The organism is Acinetobacter sp. ANC 3832 (genome assembly GCF_002135415.1).
Lineage (GTDB): Bacteria > Pseudomonadota > Gammaproteobacteria > Pseudomonadales > Moraxellaceae > Acinetobacter.
In genome coordinates, this window is record NZ_NEGJ01000016.1 from 19,514 (window position 1) to 30,853 (window position 11,340).

The following is an 11,340-nucleotide window of genomic DNA, read 5'->3' on the forward strand; positions in this document are numbered from 1 at the left end:
GTTATTAAAAGCGACATTCAAAAATCAATAATGAGAAATTCATGAAAAAACTGATCCCTATTTTATTTTTATGTTCATTGAGTAGTGTTTCATTTGCTAAACCACAAACTTACACTGTCCTGAATGGTGGCGGAATTGATGACCTAGGCCTAGGTCTGAAAAATAACAAAGGCAAGGAATATCATGTGTATTGTGATCAAAAATGTGGAGATTGGTTTGAATACGATGAGGAATCTCAAAGTGAAACTTTAAAACAAAAATATATCGGTAAAAAAGTAATGGCTGAAATCAAATTTGAAAACAACCGCGATCGAATTGCTGGTCCTGGTGCAAATGAAACTTTATACTTTATTAAACAGATCAAATTTATAAAATAAAAAAATCGATATTTTAATTAAGAATAAATCCTATGAAAGTTATGAAAAAATTAGTCGTATTCTCAGGTGCAGGAATGAGCGCAGAAAGTGGAATTAGCACTTTCCGAGACAGCAATGGCTTATGGGAGAATTATGATATTCAAGATGTGGCAACTCCAGAAGCTTGGGCTAAAGACCCTGAGTTAGTACAACGCTTTTATAATGAACGCCGTAAAAATATATTAGATGCTCAACCCAATGAAGCGCATGACATTATTGCCTCTTTAGAGCAACATTTTGATGTGCATGTGATTACGCAGAATATAGACGATTTACATGAACGAGCAGGTAGCCATCATGTATTTCATTTACATGGCAACATTCGCCTTGCTAAAAGTTCAGCGCCCAATGCTCAATATTCGACAGAGTTTTATCCCATTCAAGGTTCAGAACTTTATTTAGAAAAAGATAAATGCCCTGCTGGTTATCCGTTACGCCCACATGTGGTCTGGTTTGGTGAAGCTGTGCCTGCTTATGAACAAGCCATTAGCATCATTCAAGAAGCTGATCTTTTTATTGTGATTGGTTCAACACTCAGCGTTTACCCTGTTGCAGGCCTGATTCATGAAATTCCTACAAGCTGTCAGGCTTTTTATATTGATCCTCAAGCATCCTACCAACGTGTTCCCCATCAATATGAATGTTTAAAAATGAATGCAACAGATGGGATGCAACAGCTTTATACTCAATTTATTACTTAAGCTTTACCTTAAATAAAATTGAATTTTCCTCCCCCCTCTGGGAGAAGGTTAGGATGAAGGGGAATCAAAAGATCATCCTCTCCCTAGCCCTCTTCTTTTTAAGGAGAGGAGGACATCCATTTATAAGTAAATGTTAATTAAAAGCTAATTTATGCAAGAGATCTAATAAATAGATTGAATTCAAACTCTAAATTTTGAATATTTTATTTAATAGAGGCTTTGTAATTCGATACAGTAAAAAACCAACAATGATAATTAAATACAGTGGCCAAATCGTAATCAAGATCACCAATAAATCCAATATAAATTGCCATCCATATTGCACCCCATTCCAAGCACGTTTCCAGAAGCTATCCCCGTTTAAACGAGCCACTGCATCTACATCAACATCGAGTTTTTCTCTTACGGTTGCAGGCTGAATAATACTAATACTAATGGTGCTATAACGAACACGATCTTGTACTTCCAACTGCGTTAAACGTGCAATTTCGCCCAATTGCGCACGACGTGTATCACTTGGCACCGTTTGGGTTTGGCTAATTTTTTCTTCTAGTAATTTCAACTCATAACGTTTTGCAGAATATTGTTGTTGGTTCAAAAAATACATCAGGGGTAAAAGTTGATTCACATAAGTTGCTGCTTTATCACTTGGCACTCGTACAATAATTTCAGCATGTGGGTTCACTTTTTCAAAAACACGAATTTTACCATCACCAATTTTCTGGGATTGCGTATCTAACACATCAAAATTGATATTCTTCTGTTCAATAAAACCACCCGCCTGAAAAGTCAATTTATCAATTTCTAAAGCCGTTTTGACCACATCTTTGGCTGTAAAATTGACACTGGCTTCTCGTACCATACGGCGTGAAGTCTCAGCTTGGCTGACTTCTGTATTCAGAATAACGTTTGGTTTATCTGTGGTTGCAGGTGTTGTATTGGATTCATTTGCGGCAACCGCATCTGCCACATCCGCTGTTTCTTTCGCTTCTGCTGCAACTTGAACATCTTGATTGGATGAGCTGGCATCTGTAGCAGCTTCTTCAGTTTTTTTAGCACAACCTGCACTGAGTAAGCAGGCTAAAAGTACAGTTAACAGTTTATTATTCATATAAATCACAATATTTTTAGTAGGTTATAGATGTAAGTTTTTCGCATTATACATAATTGTCTATATTTTAGCTAAAAAACAAAAACGGTTAACTCAGTAACCGTTTTTGTGCTTTGTTCAATTCATACCTTATTTACGAGGCACTTTGAGATATGCCCATAGAACACAAACTACCGATGAACTGGAACATCATCATAATTTTGTATCGCAATTTCAGAGATCATATTTTCAAAAGAGAAAATCTGATCCAATTGTTCCTGCGTTAATAATCCCTGTTCTAAAACAACTTCTTGAATGGTTTTATTTTCAACAATACATTGCTTTCCAATTTCATCACATTTTGCATGACCTAAAATTGGATCAAGTAAAGTGATAATCCCGACACTACGCATCACTGCATCGAAACAAGTTTTTTCATTTGCAATAATCCCTTGAATACACTTTTCATCCAAAGTTCTAATAGCATTGACCAATAAATCAATTGATTCATTCAGTGATACTGCAATCACGGGTTCCATCACATTAAGCTGTAATTGCCCTGCCTCAGCAGCAAATGTAATTGTTAAGTCATTTCCAATTACCTTAAAAGCAACTTGGTTCACTACTTCTGGAATCACAGGATTAACTTTTGCAGGCATAATCGAAGAACCTGCTTGCATTTCAGGTAAACGTATTTCCCATAAACCTGTTCTTGGACCAGAACTTAATAAGCGTAAATCATTACAAATTTTTGAAAGTTTTACAGCCAAGCGTTTTAATGTACTGGATAAAATAATGAAGACACCACAATCACTGGTTGCTTCAACATAATCTTCTGCACCACGTAATTGTAGACCTGAAATTTCATTTAAATATTCGTTCACTTTTGTTGCATAACCATGAGGTGTATTGACCCCAGTGCCTATTGCTGTTGCGCCTAAATTAATCTCTAATAATAATTCACGTGTTTTTTTAATTAAGCGTACATCTTCTTTTAATAAAGTGGCAAATGCATGAAACTCTTGTCCAAGTGTCATGGGTACGGCATCTTGTAATTGAGTACGCCCCATTTTAAGAACGTATTGAAACTCACTGGCTTTTAAAACAAGTGAGCTAATTAAGTTATTCATCTGAACGAATAATTCATCAAAAGAATAATAAGATGCTAAACGCAATGCGGTTGGATAGACATCATTGGTCGATTGAGATTTATTAACATGGTCATTCGGATGAATCACATCATAACGACCTTTTGCATAGCCCAAAAACTCCAATGCAATATTAGCAATGACTTCATTGGTATTCATATTAATTGAAGTTCCTGCTCCTCCTTGAAAAACATCTGATGGAAATGAATAACTCCATTGTTCTGGCGTATTAATTAAAGCATCACAAGCCTTTTGAATTGCATGGCTTTTAGCTTCATCTATTTGAGCAAAAAATAAATTGGCTTGTGCTGATGCTTTTTTAACTTGTGCTAATGCTTTAATAAAGTTGAGTTGCTCACCAACCGTATGCTTCGATATTTTAAAATTATCTAAAGCTCTTAAAGTATGAATACCATAATAACTCTCTGCTGGAACTTCACGTGATCCTAGCAAATCTTTTTCTATTCTTGTTGTTTCAGCTTGAACCGTTTCCACAATGATTACTCACAAAAATGCATACTGTTTATGCAATAGAAAAATTCTATACCTTAATTTTAAAATTCATAGGTTAAAAATAATGCGCTTTTGGCAAATCATTATTATGAATTACATTCAATATGTTCTTCTTGTTACAATCTGTAAATGACAAAAAGTATCGACCGTAATTTTATTTATTTTTAAATTTTTTATATAAATTGAATAAAAAATATTCTTATATTGACAATCTTCAGTCCAATAGAAAAATTCTATTAATTAAACGTCATATTTGTTGTACATTCAAACAATGTAACTGTTTGTACAAACCGATACAAAAGGTGTGATTAATCACCTTATAAAAATCACATCTTTTTTTTTTACTTTTGTGTTTGAATCTATTCGTTAATTCACTAAACATAAAAATAAAGCTTGGACGAATACATCCAAATGGACACAAGGATTTTCTATGGACTACCTCAACCCCACTGTCATCACATTTTTGTTTTATATTATTGTGATGGTCTGCATAGGTTTATACGCGTATAAAAAAACCACCAGCTTCGATGACTATATTTTAGGTGGACGAAGCTTAGGTAGTTTTGTAACAGCACTTTCAGCAGGTGCATCCGACATGAGTGGTTGGTTACTCATGGGTTTACCCGGTGCTATTTTCCTAACTGGTTTATCTGAATCTTGGATTGCCATTGGTTTAATTATTGGCGCATGGCTTAACTGGTATTTAGTCGCTGGACGTTTACGCGTACATACTGAAGTCCAGAATAATGCGCTAACACTCCCAGATTATTTCACAGGTCGCTTTGGCGATAAGAAAAAGATCTTACGTATTATCTCTGCATTGGTTATTTTAGTTTTCTTTGCCATTTATTGTGCTTCAGGCATGGTCGCTGGCGCACGTTTATTCGAAAGTATTTTTGGCATGGATTACACCACTGCATTATGGGTAAGTGCAATTGCAACCATGAGTTACGTATGTATTGGTGGCTTTTTAGCGATTAGCTGGACAGATACTTTCCAAGCAGGATTAATGATTTTTGCATTACTCCTCGCACCCATCATGACTTATCTTGCACTAGGTGATACAGCTCAGTTCACTCAACTAATTGAAGTTGCTCGTCCGCATGCATCGAATATGTTTACTGGCGTGAGTACTATTGCCATTATTTCATCAATGGCGTGGGGCTTAGGCTATTTTGGTCAACCGCATATTCTCATTCGTTTCATGGCTGCCGATTCAGTACGTTCTATTCCAAATGCTCGCCGTATTGGTATGGCATGGATGATTCTTTGCTTAGGTGGTGCTGTTGCTGTGGGTTATATCGGTATTGCTTACTTCCAACTTCATCCAGAATTGGCAGCTACAGTCACCAAAAACCCTGAAACTGTGTTTATGGAATTAACCAAAATTTTATTTAATCCATGGATTGCAGGTATTGTTTTGGCTGCTATTTTGGCTGCGGTCATGAGTACTTTAAGTTGCCAATTACTGGTATGTTCTACCACCCTCACAGAAGATTTATACAAAGCATTTTTACGCAAAGATGCGTCTCAAAGTGAATTGGTTTGGGTAGGTCGTTTGATGGTATTGGCGATTGCTGTACTGGCGATTATCTTAGCCATGAACCCTGATAGTAAAGTTTTAGGCTTAGTTGCCTATGCGTGGGCAGGTTTCGGTGCAGCATTTGGTCCATTGATTATTTTGTCATTGTTCTGGAAACGAATGACTTTGAATGGAGCTTTAGTCGGAATGATCGTGGGTGCTTTAACCGTGATTATCTGGAAAAACACCATGTCATCTTTAGGTCTTTATGAAATTGTTCCTGGCTTCATTTTATCTTTCATCAGCATTATCGTGGTGAGTTTAATGGATAAAGCACCAAGTGATGAAGTTGTTGAGCGTTTTGAAAAATCAGAAAAAATCTATGAACATGAAATGAAAAATCTATAATTTATGCAAAAATAGATTCAAAATAAAGGCGCTCAATGCGCCTTTATTTTTATGAAAAAAATCATTATTTAAATTTGGTTGGTAAATTCAATTGCCCACTGTCTTTAATCACTTCCATCACAGGATAACTACGCGTTTCTTTCACACCAGGCAATTGCCATAAAATTTGACCTGAAATACGGCGAAACTCTTCCATATTCTTACAGCGAATTTTAACCAAAAAGTCGAAACCACCACTAATCATGTGACATGCCATAATCTCAGGATATTGAACCACAGCATCTGAAAATGAATCTAAAACATTCGGTGTGGTTTTATCTAGTAAAATTTCAACAAATACGACGAAATTTGAATTTAATAATTCAGGATTTAACTTCGCTTCATATCCTAAAATATAGCCTTCATTACTCAGTTTTTGCACACGAGCCAATACAGCAGTTGCTGAAAGATTCACTTCTTCTGCAAGTTTAACATTAGAAATTTTTCCATCTTTCTGCAAAATATCTAAAATTTTTATATCTGTTCGATCAAGTGTTGAAATTTGATTCGTCATACGAATTATTCTCTAAAAAATAATCAAAATATAGTGAGTTATTCGGCAAATTTTCTGTGATGATAAATTATATAAGGTTAAAACCTCAACAAAAATATTTCCCCGTCACAGGATGTTGACATGAATATGACAGATACTGCTTCTCAACCCCTTTCAGCTCTCCCAAGCTTTGACTACATTACAGAATTCAAAGAAAAAACAGATGATGAAGTTGCAATCAATACTGCATGGCGACGCAGTGAACCTGAATGCGTTGAAAACCTACTTGAACATACGGTGATTGATGAAGCACTGAATCAAAAGATTTATGATTTGGCTTTTAATTTGGCACATACCTTACGTGAACGTAAAAGTTCCGCGGGTAAAGCAGGGATCGTGCAAGGTTTATTACAAGAGTTTTCATTGTCATCTCAGGAAGGGATTGCATTGATGTGTCTTGCAGAAGCGTTATTGCGTATTCCAGACAGTGCAACACGTGACTTACTGATTCGTGACAAAATCAATCAAGGCAGTTGGAAAGAACACCTAGGACAAAGTAGCCTCATGTTCGTCAATGCTGCCGCGTGGGGCTTAATGCTCACTGGCAAGTTGATGGAAACACCGAAACAAAATAGCCTTTCTGGTATTTTAACCTCACTTTTAGCCCGTAGTGGTAAAGGGATCATCCGTAAAGCCGTGGATGTGGCGATGCGTATGATGGGTGAACAGTTCGTAACGGGTGAAACCATCGCAGAAGCCTTAGATCATGCCAAAGCTTTAGAGGATAAAGGCTTTCGCTACTCTTACGATATGTTAGGTGAAGCTGCACTAACCGAACATGATGCTGATCGTTATTTTGAAGATTACACCCAAGCCATTCATGCCATTGGTAAAGCATCGGGTGAGAAAGATGTTTATGCAGGTCCTGGTATTTCGATCAAACTTTCAGCTTTACATCCACGTTATCAACGTGCGCAAATTGCCCGTATACATGATGAACTGTATGGCAAAATGCTAGAATTAGCAGTATTAGCGAAGAACTACAATATCGGCTTAAATATTGATGCAGAAGAAGCTGATCGTTTAGAAATTTCTTTAGAACTATTAGAACGATTATGCTTTGAACCTGAATTAGCCGATTGGAAAGGCATTGGATTTGTAATTCAAGCCTATCAAAAGCGTTGTTTCTATGTGGTTGACTATATTGTTGATCTGGCAAAACGTAGTCAAAAACGATTGATGATTCGATTGGTGAAAGGCGCATATTGGGACAGCGAAATTAAAAAAGCACAAATTGATGGGATGGCAGATTACCCTGTCTTTACCCGTAAAGTGCATACTGATTTGTCTTATATTGCCTGTGCAAAAAAACTACTTGCTGCACCTGAGCATATTTACCCACAATTTGCGACACACAATGCGCAAACCCTTGCTGCCATTTACAATCTTGCAAATCCTGATCAATATTATAGTGGTCAATACGAGTTCCAATGCTTACATGGCATGGGCGAACCACTTTATGAACAAGTGGTTGGAAATATTACAGATCATAAACTTGGAATTCCATGCCGTATTTATGCACCTGTAGGTAATCATGAAACCTTGTTGGCGTATTTAGTAAGACGCCTTTTGGAAAATGGTGCCAATACCTCATTCGTCAATCGCATCGCAGATAAAAATTTAAAAGTTGAAGATCTGATTGAAGATCCAATTCATGAAATTCAACAAACGGCGCAAAAAACTGGAAAAATTGGCGAGAAACACCCTGCTATTCCCTTGCCAAAAGATTTAGTCAAACCTGTTCGAGCAAATTCACATGGCATAGATTTAGCCAATGATGCTGAATTGGAGCAACTCAATCAGCAAGTTAAAGATTTATCTCAACATACGTGGCAAAGTCAGCCATTGATGCAAGATGCTGATTCAATTGATTTAACAACACTTTCACCTCAAAAAATTATCAATCCTGCTAATCATGCAGATATTGTCGGTGTCGTTTACGAAACAGAAAAACAGCATGTTGATGTTGCATTGAATCAGGCTTGTGAAGCATTTCAAATATGGCAACAGACCACCAATACTGAACGAGCCAATTTCCTTTTAAAAGCTGCGGACTTAATGGAAGCACGCATGCAAGCGCTTATGGTTTTACTGTGTAGAGAAGCAGGAAAAACCTATTCCAATGGTATTGCTGAAGTGCGTGAAGCTGTAGATTTCCTACGTTATTATGCAGAACAAGTAAAATCGATTGAAAACTCAAGCATTCAACCCTTAGGTACAGTGCTTTGTATTAGTCCGTGGAATTTCCCATTAGCAATTTTCTCTGGTCAAATTGCTGCGGCTTTAGCGGCAGGAAACTGTGTCATTGCAAAACCTGCTGAACAAACGCCGTTAATTGCTGCAGAAGCAATTAAAATTTTATGGGAAGCTGGTATTCCCCAATCAGTCTTACAGCTTTTACCCGGTCGTGGTGAAACAGTTGGCGCACAACTCAGCCAAGATGATCGTATTCAAGCAATTATGTTTACAGGTTCAACTGAAGTTGCCAAAATCTTACAGAAAACAGTGGCCCAACGCCTTAGTCCGACTGGTCACCCTATTCCTTTGATTGCTGAAACGGGCGGTCAAAATGCAATGATTGTAGATTCATCTGCGCTCACTGAACAAGTGGTTTTAGATGCTGTAAACTCTGCTTTTGATAGTGCGGGACAACGTTGTTCAGCATTACGTATTCTCTGTGTGCAGAAAGACAATGCAGACAATTTAATCGCAATGCTCAAAGGTGCAATGCAACAATTGAACCTTGGCAATCCGATTTATTTAGATACCGATGTTGGGCCAGTGATTGATACAGAAGCACAAAGCAATATTCAAAATCATATTCAACAAATGAAAGCAAAAGGCTACCCTGTCCATCAATTCATGTTTAATCAGAATGATCAGGCACTCAAACAAGGTACTTTTGTTCTACCAACCCTGATTGAGCTTCCAAATCTAAAAGATCTAAAACGTGAAGTATTTGGCCCTGTTTTGCATATTATTACTTATAAATATGGCGAATTAGACCAACTCATTGAGCAGATCAACAATACAGGTTATGGTTTAACCATGGGTTTACATACCCGTATTGATGAAACCATTCAAACCGTGATTCAGAAAGCTGAAGTCGGTAATTTATACATCAATCGTAATATTGTAGGTGCTGTGGTTGGCGTGCAACCCTTTGGTGGTGAAGGGCTTTCAGGTACAGGTCCTAAAGCAGGTGGTCCAATGTATTTGTATAAATTAATGCAACATAACCCATCTGCATTACAGCATCCTTTTGGAACCATTCAAGATATTGCTATAGAAAAGGCACAGCCTGCACTTTATCAAGCCTTCATAACTTGGGCAAAACAGCAATATCCTCAACAAAAGCTTACCGAAATGCATGCACCTTTGGGAATTTATCAACTGCCAGGTCCAACAGGTGAAAGTAATCAATATGCGATTGTTCCACGCAAACTGACGTTATCAATTGCAAGAAATGAACAGGCTCAACTACAACAATTAGCAGCAATTTATGCTGTTGGTAGCCAACCTGTGATTTTGCATGACAATCAATTTATGTTGAAAAATATTCAAAGCATGCCTGAAACTTTACGCAAAAGTTTGCATGTGATTAAAAGTATTGAAACGGATGCTTTTGATGCAGTATTTTTTCAAGGTGAGCAAGCAGATTTGTTAACCCTACAAAAACACATTGCACAACGCAAAGGCGCTATTGTTGGCATTACCCATCTCAATGAAGGTCAACATATTCCTTTGGAAAGACTGTTAATTGAACGTGCGATTAGCATCAATACTGCTGCCGCAGGTGGTAATGCAAGCTTAATGACTTTACAGAGTTAATTTCAAATTAAGAATAGACATTTTGCATAAGCGTTCAAAAGCTCTTTTATTTTTCTTCTTTAAGGAAAGACTAAAAAACGTTATGCAAGATGTTTAATTTAAAATATTGATGATTTAGCTTCTTAGATTACTGGATCAAAATAAAGTCTAAGAAGAATATTTTCCATTCCAAGTCTAATCTAATTTAGGCTTGGATTTTTTATGTAGGCGAATATGATCTTTGGATTAATTCCTCTTTCAAAATCAGTAAATCATCCATTTTTTTCGGATCTAGACTTTCAATAAACCAAGCGCCATCTGCTGCATAACGTAAAATTTTTAATTGTATGTCTGAATCAGTAGCTTCATGACGTTGTAGACGCTGCGCTAACCAGTTGTTCCATAAATCACTAAATGATTTTTCAGTCACCATAATCATAGACAGTGAAGCCCATAAAGAATGTACACCAAAGGCTTCATTGGTCAGGGTTAATTCAATATATGCACGAGTAAAACAACCATAGGGCTGTGAGTCTTGCGTAATCTGGTGATCAACTTCCTGATCAAACTGCATCAATATGTATTGAAGCATATTCTCAATCAACAGATGTTTATTGGCAAAGTGATGGAATACACCACCTTTCGTCACACCTGCCATATCTGCAACAGCTTGGATGGACATACTTGCCACACCCTTTTCTGTGGCCAATTGTATCGCACTGTCTAAAATTCGTTGGCGAACCAATTCGGGTTCTTTTTTACGTTGATAAGCATTATTCATGAATAACCTTTAATGCCCTGTTGAGTTTGAGAATAAATTAATCACTACAACGCCTGCAACAATCAATCCAATTCCAGCCATAGCGGCTGCATCTAAACTTTGCTTAAATACAAAATAGCCAATAATTGCCGTCAAAATAATGCCTACACCTGCCCAAATTGCATAGGCAATGCCCAATGGAATGACTTTAATCACTTGTGAGAGTAGATAGAAAGCAATACTAAAAAGGACAATGACAGCAAGTGACGGCCATAGCTTTGTAAAACCTTCAGACTTCACCAAAAAAGTTGAGCCTGTTACTTCAGAAATAATTGCCAAACCCAATAACGTATATGCAAATAAGACAGAGTTCATAACCG

General features: G+C 37.0%; 9 protein-coding genes. 4 read left to right on the forward strand and 5 right to left on the reverse strand.

Annotation, left to right across the window (positions count from 1 at the left end; genetic code table 11):
• Positions 1–41: 41 nt before the first annotated feature.
• Both B9T35_RS16125 and B9T35_RS16130 read left to right on the forward strand, forming a co-directional pair.
• The gene (locus B9T35_RS16125) at positions 42–377 is read left to right on the forward strand and encodes a hypothetical protein (protein WP_086192117.1); all 336 of its coding nucleotides are present in this window, start codon (positions 42–44) and stop codon (positions 375–377) included.
• 41 nt (positions 378–418) lie between these two features.
• Positions 419–1,117, forward strand: a complete 699-nt coding sequence (locus tag B9T35_RS16130) for an SIR2 family NAD-dependent protein deacylase (RefSeq protein ID WP_416202457.1) — start codon at positions 419–421, stop codon at positions 1,115–1,117.
• A 187-nt stretch (positions 1,118–1,304) separates the two neighbouring features.
• On the opposite strand, the gene B9T35_RS16135 is transcribed toward B9T35_RS16130, so the two are convergent.
• On the reverse strand, positions 1,305–2,228 hold the full coding sequence (locus B9T35_RS16135) for a DUF4349 domain-containing protein (protein ID WP_086192119.1): 924 nt from the start codon (positions 2,226–2,228) through the stop codon (positions 1,305–1,307).
• Between the two features lie 170 nt (positions 2,229–2,398).
• Complete coding sequence (gene aspA, locus B9T35_RS16140; protein WP_086192120.1) at positions 2,399–3,850, reverse strand: aspartate ammonia-lyase; 1,452 nt, start codon at positions 3,848–3,850, stop codon at positions 2,399–2,401.
• Between the two features lie 448 nt (positions 3,851–4,298).
• Here aspA and putP point away from each other — a divergent pair, with 448 nt between their 5' ends.
• Positions 4,299–5,798 carry a sodium/proline symporter PutP gene (gene putP, locus B9T35_RS16145; protein WP_086192121.1) on the forward strand — a complete coding sequence of 500 codons (1,500 nt, stop codon included), beginning with the start codon at positions 4,299–4,301 and terminating at the stop codon, positions 5,796–5,798.
• A gap of 64 nt (positions 5,799–5,862) precedes the next feature.
• Here the strand turns inward: putP and B9T35_RS16150 are convergent, their stop codons facing one another.
• On the reverse strand, positions 5,863–6,351 hold the full coding sequence (locus B9T35_RS16150; protein ID WP_086192122.1) for an Lrp/AsnC ligand binding domain-containing protein: 489 nt from the start codon (positions 6,349–6,351) through the stop codon (positions 5,863–5,865).
• Positions 6,352–6,471: 120 nt separating this feature from the next.
• Here B9T35_RS16150 and putA point away from each other — a divergent pair, with 120 nt between their 5' ends.
• Positions 6,472–10,221: a trifunctional transcriptional regulator/proline dehydrogenase/L-glutamate gamma-semialdehyde dehydrogenase gene (gene putA / locus B9T35_RS16155; RefSeq protein WP_086192123.1), complete on the forward strand. Its 3,750-nt coding sequence runs from the start codon at positions 6,472–6,474 to the stop codon at positions 10,219–10,221.
• Between the two features lie 199 nt (positions 10,222–10,420).
• Here the strand turns inward: putA and B9T35_RS16160 are convergent, their stop codons facing one another.
• Both B9T35_RS16160 and B9T35_RS16165 read right to left on the reverse strand, forming a co-directional pair.
• Positions 10,421–10,981: a TetR/AcrR family transcriptional regulator gene (locus B9T35_RS16160; RefSeq protein WP_086192124.1), complete on the reverse strand. Its 561-nt coding sequence runs from the start codon at positions 10,979–10,981 to the stop codon at positions 10,421–10,423.
• Between the two features lie 9 nt (positions 10,982–10,990).
• Positions 10,991–11,335: an SMR family transporter gene (locus tag B9T35_RS16165; RefSeq protein ID WP_086192156.1), complete on the reverse strand. Its 345-nt coding sequence runs from the start codon at positions 11,333–11,335 to the stop codon at positions 10,991–10,993.
• Between the last annotated feature and the right edge of the window lie 5 nt (positions 11,336–11,340).

Bases quoted from the DNA above. Each gene is read 5' to 3' on its own strand.
- B9T35_RS16125 (WP_086192117.1), top strand. From the start codon at position 42: ATGAAAAAACTGATCCCTATTTTATTTTTATGTTCATTGAGTAGTGTT.
- B9T35_RS16130 (WP_416202457.1), top strand. From the start codon at position 419: ATGAAAAAATTAGTCGTATTCTCAGGTGCAGGAATGAGCGCAGAAAGT.
- B9T35_RS16135 (WP_086192119.1), bottom strand. From the start codon at position 2,228: ATGAATAATAAACTGTTAACTGTACTTTTAGCCTGCTTACTCAGTGCA.
- putP (WP_086192121.1), top strand. From the start codon at position 4,299: ATGGACTACCTCAACCCCACTGTCATCACATTTTTGTTTTATATTATT.
- B9T35_RS16150 (WP_086192122.1), bottom strand. From the start codon at position 6,351: ATGACGAATCAAATTTCAACACTTGATCGAACAGATATAAAAATTTTA.
- putA (WP_086192123.1), top strand. From the start codon at position 6,472: ATGAATATGACAGATACTGCTTCTCAACCCCTTTCAGCTCTCCCAAGC.
- B9T35_RS16160 (WP_086192124.1), bottom strand. From the start codon at position 10,981: ATGAATAATGCTTATCAACGTAAAAAAGAACCCGAATTGGTTCGCCAA.
- B9T35_RS16165 (WP_086192156.1), bottom strand. From the start codon at position 11,335: ATGAACTCTGTCTTATTTGCATATACGTTATTGGGTTTGGCAATTATT.